Below are 26,062 nucleotides of genomic sequence, written 5' to 3'. Positions count from 1 at the left end.
CACATGCAAATGGACAGTTTATTCTTTTTTCACATATGGTAAAATAAGGTTATTGAAATCAGTAAGAGGAGTGACAAAATGACTTTAGGGATCGGCATTTTAGATTTTATACCTCGGGATAAAAATACAACGGTATTGGAATCCTTTGAGCAGTCAATAGAATTGGCTAAATTGGCGGATGAAAAGGGCTTGGACCGGTATTGGTTAACGGAACATCATTCAACGCCAGCTGTCTTATCTTCAACTCCGCAGTTATTATTATCGCGTTATGGTGCAGAAACAAAGCAAATTAAGTTGGGTACAGGTGCGGTAATTATTAATAATTCCACTCCTTATCAGATTGCTGAGAATTATATGGTGCTTGAAGCCATGTATCCTGGGCGTGTTGAAGCAGGTGTTGGCCATTCTATGCCAAAAGAGGTTACCCGCCAAGAAACATTAGGGATGCAGATCAACCGCGGACTAGATTATGAAAAGACGATTTCACAAATTGCAGGTTTACTTTATGATGACCTAGCAACCGAAGATGAAATGCATGGGCTACGTGTAATGCCTGCTTATTTTGATGGCGTGACGCCGCTTTATACTATGCTAGGTTCACGCCGTAATGCGAAGTTTATTGCGGAGAAAGGTTTAGGAATGGTATTCGGTTTATTCTTCTCAGGAGATTTGGCTGAATGTATTGAAACAATCAAGATTTATAGAAAACACTTCAAACCTTCTAAAGGGATGCCAAAACCTTCAGTATTAATCGCCCTTTATGCAGTGACTTCTACAAAGCGTAATATGAAGGAAGTATTAAACTACGCATTAAATGATTGGATAGATGCACTAGAAGATGATAAACGTGCTTATTTAGAATTGATGGAAGTTTCTGAAGCAAGAGATTTTGTATCAACAAGTGACCCAGATGCAGAAGATAGACACGCTTCAAGAAAAGTGTATGGTACACCTAAACAAGTGGAAATGCAGTTGCGCCGTTTGAAAGAAGAAACCAATGCAGATGGTTTCTTAATTGCCAACCATTTATCCGGATTTGCGAATCGACGTGCTTTGATTGAAATCTTGAGCCAAGTTAATATTTAATGATCCAAACGCCAATGACCTTAGGGATCAGATGAATTGAGTGAAGAAGCCTGGTTTAACCGGGTTTCTTTCCTTATAACTAGCTACTTTTAAGGAAAGGGGGGATTGTGATGGCACGAGCTTTATCCGATTCAGTGACAGTTTTGAAAGGTGTTGGCGCAAAAAAAGCGGCATTATTAGAAAAGGTTGGGATTTCAACGGTTGAAGATTTACTTTACCATTTTCCTTTCCGTTACGAAGATGTGTCTGTAAAATCGGCCGGTGAATTAGTGGATAATACCAAAGCTTCGGTAAAAGGTGTGGTAGTGACGGACCCCGTTGTCCAATATTTTGGGCGCAATCGTAACCGTTTGACCTTTCGCTTAGCTATGGACCATGAGGTGTTGCAGGTTATCTTCTTTAACCAGCCTTACTTAAAAAAGAATATTCAGGTCAACCAAGAAATTGTTGTTTATGGGAAATTTGAAGCGGCTAAACAACAAATTGTAGGCATCAAACTATTCTCCAACCACCAAGATGAGGAGAGTGGTGATAATGATTTTGAAGCAATTTATCATCTAACTCAGGGTCTATCAACTAAATCGCTGACCGATTTAATCAAACAAGCCATCGATTTATACGGGGACCTAGTTGTGGAATTATTGCCCGAAGCTTTGCGGGAAAAATACCAACTCATGCCGCATAAGTTAGCCATCCAGCAAATTCATTTTCCAGATAGTCAAGAAAACAACCGACAAGCACGTAGGCAATTGAAATATCAAGAACTCTTCTTGTACGCCTTGAAATTACAATGGCGAAAGCTACAGCAGCGCCGCATTGCCAATGGTGCTCAAATACTTTATGATAACGACCATCTTCGTGACTTTATCCAGACTATTCCCTTTGAACTGACAGCTGGCCAAAAGGCTGTAGTCAATGAAATTTGTGCAGATTTACGGCAACCCTTCCAGATGAACCGTCTTCTTCAAGGAGATGTTGGATCCGGGAAAACGGTAGTAGCTATGATTTGCTTAGTGGCAACGATTGATGCAGGTTTTCAAGGAGCTATGATGGTACCAACTGAAATTTTAGCTGACCAACACTATGCCTCCATATCAGGATTCTTTGAAAAAACGGATTACAAAGTGGCTTTACTGACGGGGTCGACGAAAACTAAAGCACGGCGGGAAATTTTAGCCGATTTGGTAAACGGGGACATTGACCTTTTACTTGGGACACATGCCTTGATTCAAGATGATGTGAAATTCGCTGACTTAGGAATGGTTGTGATTGATGAGCAGCACCGGTTTGGGGTTAACCAACGGTCTAAATTAGTGGCAAAAGGGGAATTTAAAGCACCTAACGTCCTGTATATGACCGCAACGCCAATCCCTCGTACATTGGAGATTACGATGATGGGGGATATGGACGTTTCTAAATTAAAAGAAATGCCTTCAGGACGAATTCCGATTGAAACATCATGGGTCCGTCATAACCGACAAGCCCAAGTTGATGAACAAATCTGGCGAGAAGTGAGAAAAGGACGACAAGTTTATATTATTTGCCCTTTAATCGGTGAATCAGAAGCCCTAGAAGCACAAAATGCTGAGCATATTTATGAAACTTATGTGGCACAATTTGGTGGGCAATTCTCAGTAGGTTTATTGCACGGACAAATGAGTGCGGATGAAAAAGACCAAGTCATGGAAGCCTTTAAGAATAATGATATTCAAATACTGGTATCAACAACGGTGATCGAAGTAGGCGTTAACGTACCAAATGCGACTTATATGGTGATTCTAGATGCTGACCGGTTTGGCTTAGCACAGCTCCATCAGTTAAGAGGACGGGTAGGACGTGGTGAGCATGCATCATATTGTGTTTTAGTGGCTGATCCAAGAACAGATAACGGGAAACAGCGGATGAATATCATGGTTGAATCGACGGATGGTTTTTACCTTAGTCAACAAGATTTAGAATTACGTGGTGCCGGTGATTACTTTGGCACCCGTCAGTCTGGTCTACCAGAATTTAAGGTGGCTGATCCAATTGAAGATGGTGTGATTTTAGAAGTGGCTCGTGAAGACGCCATTCAATTTATTCCTTACTTTGAAGGCCATTTAAATGAATTCACTGATTTAGCCGAATGGCTTGACCAGCAAGTGACAACAATCAACGCTTAGGATTATTGGTGCAATAAAAATTTAGGCAAAATAAAGACAATCAGGGCCAAGGTGCTGTAAGTTTTCAAGCTGAAATCCTTTTTCTCTTGTAGGCTACAAGTGGCTTTGGGGTATGATATAATAAGAGCAGCTTTTTGAATTTATTGAATGTAGAAAGTAGGCATAGAAATGAGAATTGCAGTAGATGCAATGGGTGGCGATAACGCGCCTAAAGAAATCGTCTTGGGTGGCTTAAAAGCTGCAGCTGAACGTAAAGACGTCACCATCATATTTTATGGAGATGAAGATGCGATCAAAGCAGAAATTGAAGGGTCTACACCTGAAAACGTGGAGATTGTTCACGCAGCAGATAAGATATTATCTGAAGATGACCCAGTAAGAGCTGTACGTACAAAACGTGAATCATCTATGGTGATGGCAGCGCGTGCAGTACGAAACGGTGAAGCAGATGCCTTGATTTCAGCTGGTAACACAGGCGCCTTATTAACAGCAGGCTTACTAGTGGTCGGCCGGATGAAAGGTGTTGAGCGTCCAGCCTTAATGGCAGCTCTACCAAACTTAGCCAATATTGGGGACTCAGTATTATTAATAGACTGTGGTGCCAATGCGGAATCAAAAGCGTCATATTTAAATCAATATGCAGTCATGGCAACAGCCTATGCCCGTGCAGTCTTGAAAAAAACTGCACCTTCAGTTGGTTTATTAAATAATGGTACTGAAGACAATAAAGGGAATGATTTGACGAAAGAAGCTTTTGGTTTATTAAAAGCTAATGATCAGATTCACTTCACTGGTAATATCGAATCTCGTGAAATTTTAAACGGGGTAGCAGATATTGTCGTAGCCGATGGATTTACTGGAAATGCCGCATTAAAATCAGTGGAAGGAACAGCAGCTGCTGTAATGAAATTGGTTAAAAATGCGATTATGGATGGTGGAATTGGCTCTAAACTTGGTGGTTTACTAATCAAAGGGTCATTAAAAGATATGATGACTAAAATTGATTTAGACCAAGCAGGCGGCGGTATTTTATTTGGTGTTAAAGCACCAGTATTAAAAGCACATGGTTCTTCAAATGCGACGAGTGTCTTCCATACGATTTTACAAGCAGCGACAATTGTAGATGCAGGTATTATTGAGGAATTGGCCACAACATTTGAAAAAGAAATGGCTGCTAAGAAGGCAGAATAAATTTGCTGAAAGTGGGGCTAGCTTGACCTAGTTTCCCCCCTTTTCAAAATATAAAAGGTTTTAGTTGATGTGTAATATAGGATTTTATTTAGGAGGATTTTCATGGCAGAGAGTACAACTTTTGAACAAGTAGCGGCTTTAATTGTGGAACGTTTCGGTGTGGAGGCTTCTAGTGTGACGCCTGAGATGTCGTTTACGGATGATCTAGGTGCAGACTCGTTGGATGTTGTGGAATTGGTGATGGAATTGGAAGATAATTTCGGCATCCAGATTTCTGATGATGATGATGTTGAAGAAATTAAAACTGTTGCGGATATTGTGAAGTATATCGATAGCCATAAGTAGGCTTATGATTCGATGTTTGAGGAGGCTGGCAGTTGGTTGTCCAGCCTTATTTTATTGAAAATAAAGAAGGAGGAATTTTCATGGATTTGTCAGGTGTGAAGGCTTTATTGGCTGATCAGTTTGATTTGGAATTACAAGATGAAACGCATTATATTGAGGCATTTACCCATTCTTCGTATGTGAATGAAAACCAAAAGCTATCTTTAGAGGATAATGAGCGGATTGAATTTTTAGGGGATGCGGTTTTAGAGTTAGTGGTTTCTAATTATTTATACCGAAATTATCCCGAGATGGATGAGGGACGGATGTCGTCTTTACGTGCTTTAATTGTTCGCGAGGAGTCATTGGCTAAACGTTGTGTTGAGTGTGGGTTTGACCAGTTTGTACGTTTGGGTAATGGTGAGGAAGCAAGTAACGGACGCAAGCGCCCATCTTTATTATGTGATTTATTTGAGTCGGTTCTAGGTGCGATTTATCTTGATCTTGGGTTAGATGCGATAGAGCATTTGATGTCCCTAACCATTTATCCTAAGATCAAGAATGGTGATTTTACACGTTTATCTGATGCGAAAACGGCCTTACAGGAAGAGTTACAAAAAGAAGGTGCGATCCAATTGGCTTATGAACTTGAAAGTGAATCTGGTCCAGCCCATAGTAAAGAGTTTCATGTAGCCGTTCGTTTATATGATGAAATCATTGGACGAGGTGTGGGCCATTCTAAGAAAGCGGCGGAGCAAGCTGCTGCAGCCAATGCTTTAGAATTGTTGAAAAAATAGTAGGAGAAAGGAATTAGCCTGTGTACCTAAAAACAGTTGAAATGGTCGGCTTTAAGAGTTTTGCGGATAAGACGACAATCGAATTTGATAATGGGTTTACAGCTATTGTAGGACCAAACGGCTCAGGGAAGTCGAACATTACAGAAGCCATTAAGTGGGTTTTGGGGGAGCAATCTGCCAAGTCATTGCGTGGGTCAAAGATGTCTGACGTCATTTTTGCTGGAGCTGAAGACCGCCGTAAGGGGCAGTACGCCCAAGTAACCCTAACTTTTGACAACAGTGACCGTTCTTTAGATTTCGATACGGATGAAGTAGCGGTTAGCCGGCGTTATACAGCTTCCGGAGATTCAGAATACATGATTAACCGCCGTCCTTGTCGCTTGCGTGATATCACAGAATTGATGATGGATACTGGGATTGGCCGGGATTCATTTTCAATTATTTCTCAGGGTAAAGTGGAGCAGATTTTCACCCAGAAGCCTGAGGATAGACGGGGGATTTTTGAAGAAGCTGCTGGGGTCATGAAGTATAAGTCGCGTAAGCATGAAGCTGAACGGAAGTTGAAACATACTGAAGAGAACTTGCACCGGATTTATGATATTTTATCGGAAATTTCTGACCGAATTGAGCCCCTAGAAGCACAAAAAAATGCGGCTTTACATTATAAGGAATCAAAGGCTGAATTATCTGAAATTGAGATTGCTTTAACGGCAGTTCAGATTGAAACCTTAAACGAACAATGGCAAGTCGCGAAAAATGATATCTTGGCTTACGGTGAGGATATCAATAAACGCCGGGCTGCTTTAACCGAAACGCAAGCTTTCCTTGCTGAATATAAAGGTAAAGCGAATGAAGCAGATGAGTCTGTTAACCAATTGCAAGAGCAGTATGTTGATTTGGTAAAAAATGCGGAGCAATTACAAGCTAAAATTCAAGTCCACCACCAAAAAGTACTTTTCAAGGAAAATAACCAAGCCAACCAAGCTGAAAATCTTGATAGTTTGAAGGCAGCGGTGAAAGACTTTAAAGCTTCTATTATTCAATTAAAAGCCCAATTAGGGGATATGGAAAAAGATATCGCAGAAAAAACGACTAACCGCGATAGTTTACTGTCTGCGCTTGAAGACCTGTCGGATGATTCTGAAGCAGCAGTTCAAGCTAAACGGACCGAATATATAACAGCCTTACAAAAGCAATCTAGCTTACAAAATGACTTGAGTCAGCTGGAAAAAGATATGGCTAATGAAGCGGCTTCAGTGGAAAAAGACCAGTCAGACCGGTCAGAAAAAGAGGCGACTTTAGCTGACTTGAAAGAGCAACTAGCTAAGGCTGAAGCGGATAAGGCAAGTCTAGGTCAAGAGATTGAAGCCTTACTTAGCCAATATCAAGCTAAAGACCAAGAGGTAAAAGCCAAGCAAGATGAAGCTTACCGAGCTAATCAAGAAATGAACCAAGCAAATCAAAGGCTAATGCAGGCTACTGCCCGTAAAGAGTCGCTGGAAGATTTGGACCGCGACCATGCTGGTTTCTACCAGGGGGTTAAGGCAGCTTTAGACCTATCAGATAAAATTCAGGGTGTCCACGGGGCAGTTGCCCAATTGCTCCGCGTGCCAGATACTTATACTGGAGCCGTTGAAACGGCACTTGCTGGCGCTATGCAAAATATTGTTACAGAAGATGGCCAGGTAGCCAGTCAATTAATTGGTGAATTGAAACGGCAACGTGCAGGGCGGGCAACTTTCCTACCCCTTGATGTGATTAAAGGCCGGTCAGTGAATCCTAATGACTTGAATAAAATTCAGTCAATGCCTGGCTTTATCGGCGTGATGGTTGATTTAGTCGACTTTGATAGCCAATACCAACAAATTATGGCCAATTTAATGGGGAATGTCATTGTCGCTGATAATCTTGATAATGCGCGTGCAATTGCGAAAACATTGTATTCTCGCTACCGGATTGTGACCCTAGAATCAGATGTGATTAACGCTGGTGGGTCAATGACTGGTGGGGCGACGAAACGAAATAACAATGCTGGTTTATTATCTCGGAAAACAGATATCGATCATTTAAGTCAGGAAATCAAGACTTTGACCGCAACCGTAACCAACTTGCAAGAAGCAATGCACCAAGCGTCGCAAGTATCTGAAGAGATGGTGAAAGACCTTGAAACAATCAAAGCACAAGGTGATGAAGCGCGCTTTAGTGAACGGACTTTAACGAATCAAATTGATCTGTTAACCGGGCAAATTGCTGATTTAACGGAAGCTTTAAAAAACGGTGAAAGCCTGCAAGCTTCTGCTTCAAAAACGAAGGCTAAACAAGAAAAAGCCAAAGCGAAGTTAGAAGCGGATTTAAAAGTTGTTGACGATCAAGTAGATCAATTGAAAAATCTGATTGAGGATATGAACTTGTCAGCTACTGATAAGGCTGAAAAACGGACGCAATTACAAGGGCAATTGCAGGCTGCTGAAACTGATTTAGCGGTCTTTAAATCGCAATACACTCAAGTTGAAAGTCAATTAGCAGGTCAAGAAGCTGAATTAGCAGCAAAAGAAAATCAGGTAAGCCAAGTGGAAGCGGAACTTAAATTGATGCGGGAAGCTATTTTATCCAATTCTGAAACTTCTGGCACCTTGGAAGCTGATTATCAAGCAGCTGTGAAAGCACAAAAAGACTGTGAAGCTGAACTTAAAGCAATGCGAAAGGTCCGCAATGAGGCGCAGAATAAGGCCGATGCCCTAGACCAAGAAGTCCAAGAGATGAATACACATCTTCAAGATTTGCTTGAAAAACAAGCTAAGGTGGAAGCAACTGCTTCTCGTTATGAAGTGTCAATTGATAACCACTTGACACATCTTCGTGAAGAGTACGGCTTGACTTTTGAACGGGCAAGAGCGACGTCAGAATTAACCATGTCCATGGAATCAGCATCCTTAAAAGTTCGTCAGTTGAAAAAAGAAATTGAACAAATTGGACCGGTTAATTTAGCAGCCATTGATGAGTTTGAAGAAGTAAATGAACGGTTTATCTTTATGCAAAAACAAAGAGATGACGTATTGGCTGCTAAAGAAAAACTTTATCAAACAATTTCTGAGATGGATGAAGAGGTGGCTGAACGATTTGAGCAAGCCTTTATCGCTATACGGGATGCTTTTGAAGGCATTTTTCCTAAATTATTTGGTGGTGGCCGGGCGAGTCTGAAATTGACCAAGCCAGATAATCTGTTAGAATCAGGAATTGACATTGAAGCGCAACCACCTGGCAAACGACTTCAACACTTGTCATTATTATCAGGTGGGGAGAAAGCTTTAACTGCAATTGCCTTATTGTTTGCGATTTTAGATGTGAAAACTGTGCCATTCTCTATCTTAGATGAGGTGGAAGCGGCACTTGATGAAGCCAATGTCGCTCGTTATGGTCGGTTCTTACGTGAGTTTGCGGATAAGACACAATTTATTGTGATTACCCACCGTAAGGGGACAATGGAATCAGCCAATATCTTGTACGGGGTGACTATGCAGGATTCTGGGGTATCTAAATTAGCGGCAGTTCGTTTAGAAGATTTTGATGAGAAATTACTAGAATAATCAAATTAAAGAGGATTTAGTCGTTTTTCATGGGGAAATGTGGCAAAATGTAAGTAATTTAGTAAAAAAATATTAAATAGAAATATGAGGATATTATGATTGAATTAATTGCAATTGATTTAGATGGCACTTTGTTACGGAATGATAAGACGATTAGTGAGGGTAACCGCGCAATGGTCCGCAAGGCGATTGATAACGGTGTGGATGTCGCAATTTGTACTGGGCGCCCACTTGAAGCGATCCAAAAATTCTTGGATACTTTGGGTACCAATACTGCTGACCACTATTCAATTACTTATAACGGTGGATTAGTTGTTCAAAATAAGACTGGTAAGGTGGCTAGCCAAGTGACCATGTCTATGGCGGATGCTAAACGGTTATATGACGTGATGGCATCTTTAGAATTGCCACTTGAAGCGGTATTAATTGATGCAGTTTACCAATTCCCATTCCCTGAAAATCATCCGGGTCTCTACCAAGAAACGATGAACTTCTTACCGTTTAAACAATTTGATATGGACAATTTAGATCCAGAAACGGCTATTTTTAAAGTAGTTGTGAATACAGAAACTGATCATTTAATAAGTGTGATTGATCAAATTCCGAACTGGGTGTTTGAAGATTTTGAAGTGATGCGTAGTCATCCTTTCCAATTAGAAATCATGCCTAAAGGGATTGATAAAGGTGCTGGTGTGAGTCATTTAGCTGATATTTTAGAATTAACTAAAGACCAAGTGATGGTAATTGGTGACGAGGAAAATGACTTAGCTATGCTTAAGTGGGCCGGTACATCTGTGGTGATGGAAAATGGTCGACCAGATGTAAAAGAGTTCGCTGACTACATCACAGACTCGAATGAAAATGACGGTGTTGCTAAAGCAATTGACCATTTCGTTTTCTTTGAAACAGATGACTAAAGCTACGATAAACTATAGGCAGTTCTGACATTAAGAGCAGTTGTTATAAGGCTTCAGCTTACATTCGGAAATCTATTTTAATAGTTTTTCAGGGGCCAGTTTTTAAAATTGATTTTAGTCAGGATTGTTACTTTTACGATACGATATAAGTAAGTTAGTTAATATACACCTTAACTTATAATTTTACGATGACATATGAGATTTTTATTTTAGTAAAGGAGTGATACGATGGGATTATTTGACCGTATTAAACGCGCGTTTACGGGTGAGGATGAGATTGTTGAGCAACAGCGTCAATCTGAATCGCCTAGTCAAGACCAGATTGTCTTTGAAAAGTACGATAAGGGTGTTGAGAAGACACGTCGTTCTTTCTCTGACCGTATGAATGAATTGTTTGCTGGTTTCCGCCAAGTTGATGATGAGTTTTTTGATGATTTAGAAGAAACTTTCATTTCTTCTGATGTTGGTTTTGACATGACACTTGCCTTATCTGATGCAGTGCGTGAGGAAATACAACGTCGCGGTGCTAGTTCAGGGGAGCAAGTAAAAGATGTCATCATTGAAAAAATGGTGGAGATTTACGACAAAGGTGGCGAGCCGAATGTTGAAATCAATGAAAATCCAGACGGTCCAACAGTTGTTTTATTTGTTGGAGTGAATGGTGTCGGCAAAACGACTACCATTGGTAAAATGGCTTACCAATTAAAACAAGATGGTAAAAAAGTCTTGCTTGCTGCGGGAGATACTTTCCGTGCGGGTGCGATTGAGCAATTAGAAGAATGGGCACGTCGTATTGATGTACCAATTGTGACTGGTAAAGCGCAAGGGGACCCAGCTTCTGTGGCTTTTGACGCTGCTAAAACTGCGCGTGAAGGTGGCTACGACTACTTATTAGTAGATACAGCTGGACGTTTACAAACTAAAATTAATCTAATGAATGAATTAGATAAAATGAAGCGTATCTTAACACGGGAATTACCTGGTTCGCCTCATGAAATATTATTGGTACTCGACGCAACAACAGGACAAAATGCCTTAGTCCAAGCTAAAGAGTTTGATAAGACTGTAGACATTGACGGTATTGTCTTAACCAAACTTGACGGAACTGCCAAGGGTGGTGTGATCTTTGCGATTCGCTATGAGATGGATATTCCAGTTAAATTTATCGGTCTTGGTGAAAAAGTAGATGACCTGCAAGTATTTGATGCAGAGAAATTTATTTATCAATTGATTAAAGATGTTGTAGAAGTTTAAGATCATATTCAACAGTATGCTATAAATAATAAAACAGCAAGGGAAGATAGTTGTAACAAAAATCTTCCTTTGCTGTTTTTATCATATGTAGAATCAAATGAATGAAGATTTAATTCTTTATTCTTCAGCTTTTAAAATTTGGTTTTCAATATATTGTTTTGTAGCTTCTACTAATTCCCAATAATAGGGAACTAATTCAGTTTCAGTTAATTTTTTATCTTCTTTATTTCCATGAATATAATAGTCCCTATTATCTTTGATTATTTTAATAATAGGTTTAGTTTTAGGATAGGACTTCCAAGAGGAATTGAATAACATATTGAGTTTCTTTTCAAAAGCTTCGACAAATTTTCCATTTGAATACTTTTCTCCATTGAAATACTTTTCAACTCCAGAAGTTAGTGTGAGAAATCCAGAAATGATTGGCATATTGAGTTTCTGAGTGGTTAAGTATCTAGTAGTTAGTTCCTGAAGTTTTTCAGCATTTAGAAATCTTTCTAAGATATTTTCAAAATCTTCTTGAATATTAATATATTCAGTATCGAAACGTGGCATTGATTTACTAGGAAATTTTGGTAAATATGATTGCTTGAAATACCAGTTTTCTCGTTCATCTAAAGGAAGTAATACTTCAGAAGTATGTGATTTATCTTTGTTCAATATAACTTTTTGAATACCTATATCTTTATTTAGAATAATATGGAAAAAGTTTCTAAGCTGAAATATTAATTCATAGGTGAAATCCTTAGTCTGAGGTTTTTCAAAATAAAGATCAATAGAAGTTTTGAACTGAGTGACTATAGTATTTCTTTTTGCATTTTTTATTGAGCGGCTTATAATTATAAATCAAAATTTACATCTTTATAGGTTAAACGATTAATTGTTACTATAGATTCTTCTGGTTTACCTTTAGGTAGTATGCTAAATACTGAGAACCAATCTTGAATATAATCTAAATATATTTCTGCAAAGTAGACTAGTTCTGATAAAAGAAATTGTGAGGATAGCGAGTATTCGGTTACTCGAAAATTCGATACTCCGTTATAGGAAGCAGTATTATAATAATTTGAATGCGTGAGGTTATCTAATGAAAATTGTAGAAATACAAATTGTATACCACCATCCCAAGTAGTGGCATAAAGTGGACCAATATCGGATTGATCAATAACAATATCATCGCTTGTAGAATATCCAGGTATACCACTTTTCTTTTCTAATACAGTGGATATTGAAAGTGTTACATCATTATTTGTTTTTTTAATCATTGCTGGATAGATATCATTTCGGTCTATATACTTTATTTGTGTATTTTCATCAAAGGATAATTTGTCAGATAAAAATAGTGGAAATTCAAACGAGTCACGCATATCATAATCTATAAATTTCTTTTTAGCCATGAGCTACCTCCATATATGGTAAATATATTCCATAGAAATATAGTAACATTTTTAAATTTTAAATATACATCATCCAATCAAAAAAGATGCTGGCGCTTTTTGGCGCCAACACCTTTTTTTTAAGACCTGGTTATTTACATTTCTTTCTTAATAATCGCGTAGTACATTTTAGAGGTAATGAGGTAACAGATGGCATAGATTGCGATGAATACGACAATCACAATACCATACGCTGTAAGTACGGTTGTAGGGGCGATTAAGCCTAGTGTTCGTAATAGGGACATGACAATTTTATGTGCCATGACGGCGTTTAAAACTGCTACGATACTTGGTAGGGCGAATATCCAAAAGACTTGTTTTTGAATAGTTTGCTTGATTAAGCTATCTGGTAGTCCAACTTGGCCCATGATATCGAATTTTTCTTTGTCATCATAACCTTCTGAAATTTGCTTAAAGTAAAGCATTAAGATTGTACCGATAATGAGTACGATACCCACAATCATCCCCAGGAATAAGAAACCACCATTTAAGCTGTATAGTTCTTTAGTCATACTTTGTTTTGAAGAGATACGATAAGTATGGTTACCGATTGTTACTGCAATACGGTTATCCGCAATCATTTGTTCAATTTCTTTGGCTTGTGCTTCATCATCTACATCAAAATAGAGACTTTGACTAGGCTCAGCTTTAACTGGTTCGTCACTACCATAGACACTGATTAAGAAGTTTTCGCGGATTTCATTTAGGACGTCTTCATTAGGGACAACTAGGTACATAATGTCGCCAACATAATTGGTTGGCATGTAGGTTTCATCGATAGCTTGTAAGTCTAATACTTGTTTGTTGTCATCATCAGCTAATAGGGTGATCTGGTCTAACTCTTTTGCATTTTTGATTTGACTAGCATACAGCGCTTGGTTTTCTTCAAGTTGGTAATCTTCTCCGTACAGTTCGTTAAAGTCATCCACTGTTGTGAGTAATAAGTAAGCGAGCCATTCTGGTTCACCACTTTCTGGTTGGAAAACACCGTCATTAAAGCGGGCACCAATCATGGTTAGGTCATATCCTGATGCGAAGCTTGTGTTGATGTCTTCACCTAAGTAGTTAGACATATCCGTCAGAAAATCTTCTTCAGTAAGTTTTTCCTGTTCACCATTTTCTGACACAATATAAGTCAACTCAAATTGACGAGGGGTTGCACCTTCAATAATCGATGACATTCCCATGTATAAGGATAGGGTTGTTCCAACAGTAACGATGATACCGGTACAAAGGATGGCGATCGATGCTAGGGAAACGGCATTTGCCCGCATCCGGTATAACATGCCAGAAATCATTAAAAAGTTTTCTGGCTTATAGTAGTGTTTCTTGTTTTTCTGTAAGGCTTTTAAAACAAGAATTGAAAGACTGATAAATAGGCAGTAAGTACCGATGATAATCAGTAGAATTGTACCAAATAGGAGTGGCAATTGGCTCATAGCGTTTGAGATTGTTAGGGCAAAGTAGTAGCCAGCCCCCATTGCCACTAAACCAATAAGTAGAACAAGAATATTTGCTTTAGGTTCTTTTTCCCCAGCTTTTTTCTCTTGTAATAATTCTGTTGCTTGCATCCGACTTAGACGAATATTATTGATCAGATACACGAAGAACATAATTAAACCACCGACAGCAACTGTATAACCAGCAACACCCAGTGAAAATGGATAATCCATTAGGGTGGCACCGGTGTCTTTCATCAGTTTGTTGATCATGATGAAGATCATTTTTCCAAAAATAAAACCGATACCTGTGGCTAGGACAGTACTAGTGATCCATAAGATGAATTGTTCAATCAACATCATCAGTGAAATATGCTTACGCTCTAGACCGAGGACGGTGTATAAACCGTATTCCAGTCGCCTTTGTTTTTGAATGAAATTATTGGCATAAATGGTAAAGATAGTAATTAAAATCGTAGATAGGAAAATGGCAAAGGCAATGATTGTTGGTAGTTGTGCATTGCGCTCTTGAACAAAATCATTGGTCATTAAGGATGCCATAATATATTCCAAACCCATCAATAAGGTAAAGGATAGAAAGTAGGGAAAGTACACAGTGGCACGTTTTTTAATATTTGTCACTGCAAGTTTTGTTAGCATACCTAGGCGCATGTTACACACCTCGATTCGTTAACATGGTTAAACTTTCTGCAATCCGTTCGCGCATCTCTTGGTCAGTAGCTTCACCGCGGTATAATTCGTGGTAGACAACCCCATCTTTAATGAAAAGTACCCGTCCGGCGCTTGCTGCAGCGGGGATTGAGTGGGTAACCATTAGGATAGTGTTACCACTTTGATGGATTTGTTTGAATATATTTAGAATTTGCTCTGACGATTTAGAATCTAAAGCACCCGTTGGTTCGTCCGCTAATAATAAGTTGGGTTGGGTGATGATTGCTCGGGCGATAGCCACCCGTTGCCGTTGTCCACCAGAAATTTCGTATGGGAATTTATCTAATAAATTAGTGATACCAAGTGGTTGAGCAATTTTTTCTAGGCGTTTTTCCATTTCACCTACGGGTACATTGGATAAGACCAATGGTAGTAAGATATTGTCTTTATTTGAGAAAGTATCTAATACGTTAAAATCTTGGAAAACGAAACCCAATTTTTCCCGACGAAACTGGGCAATTTCCTTACTTTTAATGGTTGCTAGGTCTTGGCCAGCTAAGTTTACTTTACCTTCAGTGGCTTTATCAAAAGTGGCAATGATGTTTAATAGGGTCGATTTACCTGAACCAGATTCCCCCATGATTGCGACATATTCACCTTCATTCACGGCAAAGTCGATGTTTTGTAGGGCAGTTGTTTCATTCCCCTTTGTTTTATATACTTTTTTAATGTTTGCTACATCTAGTAACATGTGATTTCCTCCTTGTCATGTGACGATCTTGTTTATAGTTATATTATGCCGAAGATAAGCCATGACTACATTTATCTATTCTTACAAAGCAAGAAAGAAACCTTACAAAATTGTAAGGTTCATTCAATAAAGGTATTTTTTAATAAATAGAGAGGGTACGTTGGTGTAAATAGATGGTAAAAGTTGTGCCTTCATTCACAGTGGAAGTGACAGTGACGCGCTGGTTTAGCCGTGTGGCAATTGTTTTAACCAAATATAAACCGATACCGGATGATTTTTCATTCAACTGACCATTAAAGCCCGAAAAACCCTTGTCAAATATCTTTGGCAGGTCACTTTCCCGAATCCCTTTGCCATTATCTTTAATTGTTAACAGCATATTTTGGGCGTCAAATTGAATCCAAATATCACCATTATGCGTATATTTTAAGGCATTATTTAAAATCTGTTCGATCATTAAACTAGTCAAATTAGCTTCAGTTACAATCGATTCGTTAATGGTTTCATAATGTAATTTCACTTGTTGGTGAATAAATTGTCCACGGTATTTCTTGATTAAAGGCCGGATGATTGCGTCTAGTGAGACTTTTGTAAATGTCAGGTCACGGTCGGGATTGACTAGTCGTAAATAATGCAATGCCATATTGGTATAGTTTTCGATCTCTACCATATTTTGTTTTAAGTAATTGGCGCTTTGCTCACTTGATTGGTCGAGGACAAGTTGGCTAGCGGTAATAGGGGTCTTCATTTGATGCACCCACATTAAAAAGTATTCCTCCGTATCAGCTTGTTGTTGGAGTGCATTATTCTTATTCGTATTTATTTGCGTTTTTAAAGCTTCATTCTCAGCTAGTAAATTTCTCTGTTCCTTTTGATATATCATGCGACCCGTAAAATAAATGATACTGATAATGAAGAGTAACCATAGTAATAATTCTAATGCTGACTTAGATAAGTCAAACAAAAAAAATATCAGTATGATAGTAGCGAAGATGATGGACAAAAAGAGTAGGGTCATGCCTTCCTGGCGGATAAACCGCTGAATCAATTGTTTCATTTATAGGTTACCTCTCTTTTCTTATCTGTTATTATTGATTAAATATTAGGCTTTTAAGATGGTTCTACTTTGATGCGGTAACCGTAGTTTTTCTTTGTTTGAATAAAATTATCTAAGCCAATTTGCCGCAATTTTTTGCGAATCCGAGTCATATTTACAGCTAAAGTATTGTCGTCAATAAATTGATCATTTTGCCAGCAGAAATCTAAAATCTTCTCACGGGCTACATAGTCCCCCTTGGCTTGAAATAGGACCAGAAGAATTTGTAGTTCGGTAAAGGTGAGGCTAACTTCAGACTGGTTGAAAGTAACTTTAGCTTTATTGGTATCAAGTATTGCCCCCACAAGTTGATAAGTATTGGTATCTACTTCCATAGAAAAGGTATAGGTTCTTCTAAGCAAAGCTTGAATCTTACTTACTGTAACCTGCATATCGATTGGTTTTGTAATATAATCATCAGCGCCCATTTGAATCGCCATCACCATATCAACCGGTTCGCCAACTGAGGAAATAAAAATAATGGGTACTTGGGAAAGCTTGCGAATTTCCTGGGTCCAAAAATAGCCATTATAATTAGGCAAGTTCAAATCCATTAAAATTAATTGTGGGTTATGGCGTTTGAATTCACCAAGGATATCTTCGAAATTTTCTGTAATGATAGTTTCATATTGCCACTTATTTAAGGCGGTGGCCAAACTTTGGGCAATCACTAAATCATCTTCTACTAACATTATCTTCATTATTTCACCTACTTTAGACTGTCTTTTCTACATTCTACCATAAGCAATTTCTGAAATTTATCCATAAAAAACAGGCCTGGAATGAGAGCAGGCCTGTTTGTATTGAAGAAAAAAATTAAGCTGTGGCGCTAAAGTGAATTGATGTACTGAAAATTGTTGGGGTGTATTTTCAGTACACCTCTATTATAGCGATTTCAGCTTTGTTATCGGTCATCATTTTTACGTTTCTCAACCAGATTGTTGCTTGTCGCGGATGGTATCAATCGCAAGAATAATCGCGAGGACAATAATAGGATCTACTTCAGTATCATCAATCGTAATTTCAAACGTATCTGACCAAGATAGCATTTTTGCTTTAACCTCCGCAATTGTCTGATTTTTTTCATCTTTGATGATATAATTCCAACCTAAAAAGTCTCCTTGAATTGTCCATCCTATATCTTGAATGGCCATTTTGGTTTTAAATAAAGTCATTTTTTGTTGGATAGTAGCTATATAATCATTGCCTTTGTAGACCTTTAGCTGGGTTAAAAAGCGAAAAGGCGATTCTTTTACATAAGCTAGTTCCTCATCTGTTAGGGCATCGTAAATCCGTAATTGGCGACCAACTGAAAATAATTTGCTAGATACACGAAACAGGGGTGTTTGATTGTGGTCGTAAATATTAAAATCCTGCTTTAATGAAAATAACTTTTGCTTCATATATAATTTCATATTCTCACTCCCTCAAACTCTTTTATAAAATTATAACTTATTTAATTTAGAAAGGACAATATATGTACTAATTGGTTAGAAATAAGTATGTTTTCTATTTTTTTATTTACGAACTTTAAGCAAACCGATTTGTGAAATGTAGGTTTATTAACGTACAAAACTCTTAAAATTAAAGATTATATTCTGTTTTAGCGTGCACAAAGTATTATTCGGTTTAAAAATGAGAGAAAAATAAGTTGAAATAAGGGTAGATTAAAATTAGATGAAAGCATATAATAGTTATGACGATGTGAAGTCGTTCAAAATATGCAAACCTATAGATGGAGGAAAAGAAATGACAACTGTTTATAATTTCTCAGCTGGTCCGGCAGTATTGCCCAAGGCTGTATTAGAACAAGCACAAGCGGAACTTTTAAATTACAACGGTACAGAAATGTCCGTGATGGAATTGAGTCACCGCTCATCCTCCTTCGTTGATATTATCGAACGAGCTGAACAACAATTACGCGATTTGATGCACATTCCTGATAATTATAAAGTTTTATTCTTACAGGGTGGGGCAACACAACAATTCACAATGGTACCAGCAAACCTTGCGAAAGGACAAAAGGTTCAATATGTGAATACTGGTTCATGGGCTACAAAAGCTATTAAAGCTGCGCAAGTTTTAGATGATGTAACGGTTGAAGAGATTGCTTCTTCTAAAGCGGACGGTTTTACTTCTGTACCAGATTTTGCTGCTGAAGCTGTTGATTCAGAAGCTGCTTACTTACATATCACAACTAACGAAACAATCGGCGGGGTAACTTTCCATGATATCCCAGCTTTTGATGGTGTGACTTTAGTAGCGGATATGTCTTCTAATATCTTAGCGAATGACTATAAAGTAGAAGATTTCGGTTTAATTTATGCTGGTGCACAAAAGAACTTGGGACCTTCAGGGGTGACAATTGTCATTGTGCGTGAAGATTTACTGAAAGAAGATAAATCTCTACCAGACTTCTTCTCTTATGCAACACAAGCAGATAAAGGTTCTATGATTAATACACCACCAACATTTGCGATTTATATGGTTGGTTTAGTATTAGAATGGGTAGCAGCACAAGGCGGACAAGAAGCAATGTATGCGAATGCTAAAGAACGTGCGAACTTATTGTATGACTACATTGATCAATCTGATTTATTTGTAAATCATGTAAAAGTAGAAAACCGTTCATTAACCAATATTCCCTTCTTAACGAATGAACCTGAATTAGATAAGAAATTTATCGCTGAAGCGGATGCTGCTGGATTCAAACAATTAAAAGGTCACCGTTCAGTGGGTGGTATGCGCGCTAGTTTATATAATGCTTTCCCATTAGAAGGGGTTAAAGCACTAGTAGCATTTATGAAGGCATTTGAAGAAGAAAATAAATAGCCTATCAACGACTTAAATATTCGGCTTACATTATAATGATCGTAATTAATCGACATGTAACCGGATGTTATGCCCGTTTTAAAGTATGGAGGAATTATTGAACAAATGGAATTAAAAGATAAAGTTTATCAATTAACAACTTATAATGCGATTGCTGCTGAAGGTATGGAGCGTTTTGAACGAGCGAAATATGCCATTAATGAAAATGATGATCCAGATGCATTGATTTTACGTTCTAAAGATTTGCATGATATAACATTTAACGATTCATTAAAAGCGATTGCGCGAGCTGGTGCGGGTACAAATAATATCCCAATTCAACGTGCTACTGAGGCGGGAATTGTTGTATTCAACACCCCTGGTGCGAATGCGAATGCGGTTAAAGAGTTAGTACTAGCTAATTTATTATTATCTGTTCGTCCTATTTTACAAGGACATGAATGGATACAAAATTACAAGTTTGGTCCAGATGATGATGTTGAAGCGATTGTTGAAGCGAACAAGAAACAATTTGCTGGAAATGAATTAGAAGGTAAGAAACTAGGTATTATCGGTTTAGGTGCTATTGGTGCTATGATCGCTAACGATGCTTACCGTTTAGGGATTGAAGTGTATGGTTATGACCCATATGTGTCTGTAGATACTGCCTGGAGTATTTCACGTCGTGTTAACCGTGTGATGGAATTAGATGATTTATTAAAAATCTGTGATTTTATTACTGTTCACGTACCTTTAATGGATTCAACCCGTGGTATGATTGGCGAACGTGAGTTGGCTATGATGAAAGAAGATGTACAATTATATAACTTTGCTCGTGGTCCGATTGTAGATAAGGAAGCAGTTTTAAAAGCTGTTAATGACAACCGTATTGGTGGGTATACTACGGACTTTGCGGATGCAGAATTATTACACCATGAAAAAATCCGTGTGTTACCACATTTAGGTGCTTCTACTGAGGAAGCAGAAATCAATTGTGCCCGTATGGCAGCTGGAAACTTAAAACGCTTTTTACAGACAGGGGATATTGTAAATTCAGTTAACTTCCCATCTGTACAAATGAGCTTTAATTCACCAGTTCGTATCACCATTATTAATCGTAACATTCCAAACATGATTGGTAAGATTTCAAGCTTTGTGGCGGAACAAGGAATGAATATTGCGAATATGGTGAACCGTGGTCGTGGTGACTTTGCTTATACATTAGTCGATTTAGAGGAATTAGATCATGAGAAAGTTGAGCGTTTAGTCGCAAAATTAGAGGAGATTCCAGATATTGTTCGTGTACGTGCAATTGAGCATCCAGGTCAATTCTTTGAAGAAGTTTAAATAGTAGTGTCTAGCGTATGACGCTTAAACAAATTTGGAGAGAGGTTATGACAAAGTGTCATCTCTCTCTTTTTTTACAATTGTAGAAAGTATTGTATAATGTTGGAAACGATACCAATAATTGGAGGCAATTAATCATGACAAGAGATTTATTATATGGTGGTATAGAGGCTGGAGGCACGAAGTTTATCTGTGCGGTAGCTGACGAAGACTTAAATATTATTGACCAAGTGCGTATTGATACGACGGTTCCAGAAGAAACCATGGGTGAAGTAAAAACTTTCTTTGACCGATATGAAGTGGAAAGTTTTGGTATTTCATCTTTTGGCCCGATCGACATCAATCATGACTCGCCAACTTATGGTTATATCACCTCAACGCCAAAATTGCCTTGGCAAAATTATGATTTTGTTGGGCAAATGAAAGCGTGGTTTGGTGATAAACCGATTGCTTGGACAACGGATGTAAATGGCGCGTCACTTGCTGAAAACACGATGGGTGCTGCAAAAGGTGCTAAATCTTGCCTTTATTTAACCATTGGGACTGGTGTTGGTGGTGGTTTCTCTATGAACGGGGAAATTTACCATGCACACAGTCATCCGGAAATGGGCCATATTAAAGTTGCTCAAGACCCTCATGACCACTTTGAAGGGGCTTGTCCATTCCATGGCAATTGTATTGAAGGACTTGTGTCAGGACCTGCCATCGAAAAACGGACAGGCATTAAAGGTGCTGACTTACCTTCAGATCATGAAGTCTGGGACTATGTGGCAAATTATTTAGGTCAAGCCATTGCCAACTATACTTTAACTTTAGCGCCGGAACGCGTCGTACTAGGTGGTGGCGTGATGCATCAAGATCAATTATTGGATAAGATTCGTACACAAGTAGAAAAAGCGCTTGCTAATTATGTTGAATTGCCAGCAATGACAGATTATATCCAGTTACCTAAGCTAGGTGATAATGCTGGGATTACAGGCTCATTGTTGTTGGCTAAGCAAGCTTTAACGGATGCTAAGTAGACAAGTTATTTATCGTATAAATACATAATAACTAGACCAGTTACGCCATTTTAGAAAGGGTAGTTTTACATTTTGATGGATAAAGCTGCAGTTTATGATTTTTTGAATGACCAGGAAATTGAGTACGAGGTGACTGACCATAAGGCGGTTTATGATATGGCTGAGCTGGTGGAAATTGATTTACCTTATCCTGAGGCGGATGCGAAAAACTTATTTATTCGGGATGATAAGAAGCGTCAGTATTATTTAATTTCGGTGCAAGGGGATAAGCGGGTTGATTTAAAGGCTTTTCGGGACCAGTTTAATACGCGTCGATTATCTTTTGGGTCGGATAAAGATTTGCTGGCTTTGATGGGCTTAACGCCTGGTGCGGTGTCGCCTTTAGGTTTATTGAATGACCATGATTTGAAGATTGCTTATTATTTGGACCGACAATTGGTAGCGGATGATCATCTGATTGGTGTGCATCCTAATGAAAATACGGCGACGATTTGGCTAAAAGGACAAGATTTAGTAGATTTGATTGAAGCTAATGGACATTCGGTGACGGTGGCAGATTTTTAAGTAATAGAAAAAAATATAAAAAATATTGAGGTTGGAGGTAATGCTTCCAACCTTTTTCTGACGGGAAAATACCTGCTTGTAAAATTTTGCTTCACCTAAATAATATATTAACGGCAGTCTGTATGATTTTTAATGGATAAAATATTATGTTAACATAATATATAAATAGAGCTGAACGTTCTATTAAAGAAAGGATGAGGCGATGAGCAAAAACATTTATCAAAAAAAGTTACAAGAGGTCATTGATGATTTAGAAACATCGAAGACTGAAGGATTGAGTGACCATGAAGTTTCTGAACGTTTAGAAACCTATGGGGAAAATAAGTTACAAGAATCGGATAGTAAGTCTAAGTGGGAGATCCTATTAGATAATTTAAATAATATTATCGTTTATTTACTAGCCGTCGCAGCCATAATTTCAATTGCAATGGGTGATTGGATTGAAGCTATAGCCGTGATGCTGGCCGTTTTGATTTCGGTGCTGACTGGATATTTTGTAGAAACGAAAGCGCAAAAATCCGTAGAAGCCTTGCAGGATATGGTCAATACTAGTGTACATGTGATCCGAAACGGGGAAGAGGTGGAAATTGATTCATCTCAATTAGTCCCAGGTGATGTGATGGTTCTTGCTGAAGGGGACGCTATTGCTGCAGATGGTCGTTTATTAACGAGCAACAACTTTGCTGTGATGGAGGCTTCATTGACTGGTGAGTCTGAAGCGGTAGATAAGGATCCAGAAGCGACTTATGATGAAGAAGAGTCTATTGGTGACCGATTAAATATGGTCTTTTCAGGTACTGCAGTGACGCGTGGTAAGGCGCAAGTTGTTGTAACTGGTACGGGAATGGAAACTGAAGTTGGCCGTATTTCTGAAATGATGACTGGTGACAAAGATCAACAAACGCCTTTAGATAAGGAAGTTGACCAACTGGGTAAAGCCCTTATTATAGTGGCTTTTGTAGCAGCAGCTTTAGTTGTAGCAATTGGTTTATTTAATGGTAATCCAGCAAGTGAAATCTTGCATATTGCGGTTATTCTTGCCGTAGCAGCGATTCCTGAAGCTATGCCAGCTGTTCAAACGATTACCTTATCAAATGGTATGCAGACGATGGTAAAGCACCAAGCGTTAGTTAAGACGCTTTCTGCAGTTGAAACCTTAGGATCTACATCAATTATTGCGTCAGACAAGACAGGTACTTTAACAGAAAACCAGATGATGGTTGAAAGTTTAATTATTAAAAATGATGTTCAATATGAAGTTTCAGGTTCAGGCTATACACCTGAAGGCGATATTACAAAAGATGCGGAAAAAGTAACTTTCGATATTGATTCAATTGAAGATGTTGACGATTTAAGCGACAACAAGGCTGTCTTATTGAAATTGATTACGGACGGTTACTTGTCATCTGATGCCCGTTTAATCGAACGTGATCAACTAGATGATGAAGAAGCAGCTGAATTAGAAGACGAAGATAATCAAGACCCATATACCATTAAAGGTGACCCAACAGATGGTGCCTTAACGGTATTAGGCCATAAAGTCGGTCTATCACCGCAGTGGGAAAAAGACAATGACTATAAACTTGTCCAAGAAATTCCATTTGATTCTGAGAAGAAATATATGGCAGCACTTTACCAATTTCCAAATAACATCCACCGCCTAATCGTAAAAGGTGCCATGGATGTGGTCCTAGATTTAGTGGCAACTGAAGAAGGTGAAGTCGATTTCTGGCAAGAGAAGAATAATGTCTTAACAGAAGATGGCAACCGAGTGATTGCGCTGGCTTCATATACCCTTAAAGACCAAGGGGACGCGGATAAAGTCGCTGACGATATGGAAGCTTGGTTAGAAAATCATACCAATAGTTTAACGATTGATGGTTTATTCGGTATTATTGATCCACCACGTCAAGACGTGAAAGATGCTATAGCCCAAACACAGGCGGCTGGTATTCAGGTGAAAATGATTACGGGAGACCACCCAAGAACTGCTTCAGTGATTGCACGTGATATTGGGATTGAAAACCATGAAAATACCATGACTGGTAAAGAATTAGATGCTATTCATGAGGATAAAGACTTTATTGATAAAATCCGTGATGTGGCTGTATTTGCCCGGGTATCACCGGAAAATAAATTACAAATCGTTCGTGCCTTCCAAGATGAAGGGGACGTTGTTGCGATGACTGGTGATGGGGTCAATGATGCACCGGCCTTAAATGGTGCGGATATCGGTGTCGCTATGGGTATTCGTGGTACTGAGGTTGCTAAAGAAGCTTCTGACATGATTTTAACCGATGATGCTTTTGGTACGATTGTAGATGCTGTTCGTGAAGGACGTATCATTTTTGAAAATATCAAAAAATACATTTCCTTCTTATTCGCGTGTAACATGGTAGAGATTGTGGCAATCCTAACGACGATTGTCTTTATGTTACCAATGCCAATTCAACCACTACACATCTTATTCTTAAACCTACTAGTAGATATTGGTCCAGCGATTGCTTTAGCCTATGAAAAAGCAGAAGCAAATGTTATGGAACATCCACCAAGAAATCCGGAATCTGGTTTAGTCAATAAGACATTCTTAAGTCGGATTATCATCTCAGGTGTGATTATTGGTCTAGGTGCCTTCGGGGTATTCTACTTATTCCATAACATATTTGCAATGGGCTTAGTATATGCTCAAACAGCCACATTTACTTACATGGCGGTTGCACAACTATTCCATATCTTAAATGTACGTCGTTTAAATGGATTTGGGTTAGATAAAACCTTCTTCCAAAACAAATTATTACTTGTGGCAATTGCTTTCTCTGTAGTGTTACAGTTAATGGTCGTTTATGTACCGTTCTTAAACAATGTCTTTGGTACAGAACCATTGACGCTGATGACGTGGGGTATTATCCTTGCAATTGTGCTAGTGATTACGGGACTAGTATATTTAGTGAAAAAATTAGCTGGACTGAAAGATCCAGAAGCTTAATCATCAAATAAATGCGAAAGGTCGGGGGCTATAATTAGTCCTCGATTTTTTTAAATCCCAGAGTGTTCCGCATATAAATGGCGTAGTTAATCAATCAAAACACTCAAATCGACTTGGGGCATTTCGTTGATTCAGTGGGTTTGATAGTGTATACTAAACACTTGTAAAGGAAAACTGCTTGACAAATTTTAGACAGATAGAAGAGGCTTAGATGGAGATTCAAAAAACAAATGAAATGAATACCCTGTTGATTTTCTATGGGGATTTATTAACTGAAAAACAACGTGTTTATATTGAACTGTACTATGCTGAGGATTTTTCTTTAGGGGAAATCGCAGAACATTTTGATGTGTCAAGACAAGCAGTTTATGATAACATTCGCCGGACAGAAAAGAGTTTGTTGAAGTATGAAAACCATTTGCATTTAGCGCGTGATTATTATGCCCGTGAAGCGGTAGGGGAAAAAATGGCTACTTATGTAGCAGAAAAATACCCAGATGATACGCAACTAGCGGACTATATGAAGCAATTAATTGCGATCGACAACCGTGATGAAGCAAGTGAAGAATTTTAACAAATACAGGTCCGAATTGAATGCTTAAGATGAATGAATAAATAAG

At 38.4% G+C, this 26,062-nt stretch carries 21 protein-coding genes; 14 read left to right on the top strand and 7 right to left on the bottom strand.

Translation table 11 applies throughout. The features are described 5' to 3' along the window. Positions 1-78: 78 nt before the first annotated feature. The 8 genes from AWM74_RS01490 to ftsY all read left to right on the top strand — a co-directional run bounded on the left by AWM74_RS01490 (position 79) and on the right by ftsY (position 11,318). On the top strand, positions 79-1,086 hold the full coding sequence (locus AWM74_RS01490) for an MsnO8 family LLM class oxidoreductase (RefSeq protein WP_026466338.1): 1,008 nt from the start codon (positions 79-81) through the stop codon (positions 1,084-1,086). 110 nt (positions 1,087-1,196) lie between these two features. Then, a complete protein-coding gene (recG, locus tag AWM74_RS01485) occupies positions 1,197-3,248 on the top strand; it encodes an ATP-dependent DNA helicase RecG (RefSeq protein WP_026466337.1) in 2,052 nt (683 codons plus the stop codon). 168 nt (positions 3,249-3,416) lie between these two features. After that, entirely contained in the window at positions 3,417-4,439 is a 1,023-nt protein-coding gene (gene plsX, locus AWM74_RS01480) for a phosphate acyltransferase PlsX (protein WP_026466336.1), read from the top strand. Between the two features lie 102 nt (positions 4,440-4,541). Next, positions 4,542-4,784 carry an acyl carrier protein gene (locus tag AWM74_RS01475; protein ID WP_026466335.1) on the top strand — a complete coding sequence of 81 codons (243 nt, stop codon included), beginning with the start codon at positions 4,542-4,544 and terminating at the stop codon, positions 4,782-4,784. Positions 4,785-4,864: 80 nt separating this feature from the next. Continuing rightward, the gene (gene rnc, locus AWM74_RS01470) at positions 4,865-5,560 is read left to right on the top strand and encodes a ribonuclease III (RefSeq protein WP_026466334.1); all 696 of its coding nucleotides are present in this window, start codon (positions 4,865-4,867) and stop codon (positions 5,558-5,560) included. Positions 5,561-5,580: 20 nt separating this feature from the next. Beyond that, complete coding sequence (gene smc / locus AWM74_RS01465) at positions 5,581-9,147, top strand: chromosome segregation protein SMC (protein ID WP_026466333.1); 3,567 nt, start codon at positions 5,581-5,583, stop codon at positions 9,145-9,147. Positions 9,148-9,242: 95 nt separating this feature from the next. Beyond that, positions 9,243-10,064 (top strand): Cof-type HAD-IIB family hydrolase, encoded by an 822-nt coding sequence (locus AWM74_RS01460; protein WP_026466332.1) that lies wholly within the window; start codon positions 9,243-9,245, stop codon positions 10,062-10,064. Positions 10,065-10,292: 228 nt separating this feature from the next. Further along, positions 10,293-11,318: a signal recognition particle-docking protein FtsY gene (gene ftsY / locus AWM74_RS01455; protein WP_026466331.1), complete on the top strand. Its 1,026-nt coding sequence runs from the start codon at positions 10,293-10,295 to the stop codon at positions 11,316-11,318. Positions 11,319-11,435: 117 nt separating this feature from the next. Here the strand turns inward: ftsY and AWM74_RS01450 are convergent, their stop codons facing one another. From AWM74_RS01450 to AWM74_RS01420, 7 genes are all read right to left on the bottom strand, one after another. Next, on the bottom strand, positions 11,436-11,978 hold the full coding sequence (locus AWM74_RS01450; RefSeq protein ID WP_026466330.1) for a hypothetical protein: 543 nt from the start codon (positions 11,976-11,978) through the stop codon (positions 11,436-11,438). Between the two features lie 179 nt (positions 11,979-12,157). Then, positions 12,158-12,715 carry a hypothetical protein gene (locus tag AWM74_RS01445; protein WP_026466329.1) on the bottom strand — a complete coding sequence of 186 codons (558 nt, stop codon included), beginning with the start codon at positions 12,713-12,715 and terminating at the stop codon, positions 12,158-12,160. A gap of 134 nt (positions 12,716-12,849) precedes the next feature. Continuing rightward, a complete protein-coding gene (locus AWM74_RS01440; RefSeq protein ID WP_026466328.1) occupies positions 12,850-14,865 on the bottom strand; it encodes an ABC transporter permease in 2,016 nt (671 codons plus the stop codon). 1 nt (position 14,866) lies between these two features. Beyond that, positions 14,867-15,616, bottom strand: coding sequence for an ABC transporter ATP-binding protein (locus AWM74_RS01435; RefSeq protein WP_026466327.1), 750 nt, complete (start codon positions 15,614-15,616; stop codon positions 14,867-14,869). Positions 15,617-15,755: 139 nt separating this feature from the next. Further along, positions 15,756-16,673 (bottom strand): sensor histidine kinase, encoded by a 918-nt coding sequence (locus AWM74_RS01430; protein ID WP_026466326.1) that lies wholly within the window; start codon positions 16,671-16,673, stop codon positions 15,756-15,758. Positions 16,674-16,726: 53 nt separating this feature from the next. Continuing rightward, positions 16,727-17,413 (bottom strand): response regulator transcription factor, encoded by a 687-nt coding sequence (locus AWM74_RS01425; protein WP_026466325.1) that lies wholly within the window; start codon positions 17,411-17,413, stop codon positions 16,727-16,729. Positions 17,414-17,641: 228 nt separating this feature from the next. Beyond that, on the bottom strand, positions 17,642-18,127 hold the full coding sequence (locus tag AWM74_RS01420) for an LURP-one-related/scramblase family protein (RefSeq protein WP_026466324.1): 486 nt from the start codon (positions 18,125-18,127) through the stop codon (positions 17,642-17,644). Positions 18,128-18,461: 334 nt separating this feature from the next. Here AWM74_RS01420 and serC point away from each other — a divergent pair, with 334 nt between their 5' ends. The 6 genes from serC to AWM74_RS01390 all read left to right on the top strand — a co-directional run bounded on the left by serC (position 18,462) and on the right by AWM74_RS01390 (position 26,016). After that, positions 18,462-19,544, top strand: a complete 1,083-nt coding sequence (serC, locus tag AWM74_RS01415) for a 3-phosphoserine/phosphohydroxythreonine transaminase (protein ID WP_026466323.1) — start codon at positions 18,462-18,464, stop codon at positions 19,542-19,544. Positions 19,545-19,649: 105 nt separating this feature from the next. Further along, positions 19,650-20,870 carry a 3-phosphoglycerate dehydrogenase family protein gene (locus tag AWM74_RS01410; RefSeq protein WP_026466322.1) on the top strand — a complete coding sequence of 407 codons (1,221 nt, stop codon included), beginning with the start codon at positions 19,650-19,652 and terminating at the stop codon, positions 20,868-20,870. Positions 20,871-21,007: 137 nt separating this feature from the next. Further along, complete coding sequence (locus tag AWM74_RS01405; RefSeq protein WP_026466321.1) at positions 21,008-21,892, top strand: ROK family protein; 885 nt, start codon at positions 21,008-21,010, stop codon at positions 21,890-21,892. A gap of 75 nt (positions 21,893-21,967) precedes the next feature. Then, positions 21,968-22,456, top strand: coding sequence for a prolyl-tRNA synthetase associated domain-containing protein (locus AWM74_RS01400; protein ID WP_026466320.1), 489 nt, complete (start codon positions 21,968-21,970; stop codon positions 22,454-22,456). A 202-nt stretch (positions 22,457-22,658) separates the two neighbouring features. Further along, positions 22,659-25,442: a cation-translocating P-type ATPase gene (locus AWM74_RS01395; protein ID WP_026466319.1), complete on the top strand. Its 2,784-nt coding sequence runs from the start codon at positions 22,659-22,661 to the stop codon at positions 25,440-25,442. 211 nt (positions 25,443-25,653) lie between these two features. Beyond that, positions 25,654-26,016 carry a putative DNA-binding protein gene (locus AWM74_RS01390; protein ID WP_026466318.1) on the top strand — a complete coding sequence of 121 codons (363 nt, stop codon included), beginning with the start codon at positions 25,654-25,656 and terminating at the stop codon, positions 26,014-26,016. Positions 26,017-26,062 lie beyond the last annotated feature (46 nt).

It is taken from the genome of Aerococcus urinaeequi (assembly GCF_001543205.1).
Classification (GTDB): domain Bacteria; phylum Bacillota; class Bacilli; order Lactobacillales; family Aerococcaceae; genus Aerococcus; species Aerococcus urinaeequi.
This window is presented reverse-complemented; position numbering and strand designations above follow the sequence as displayed.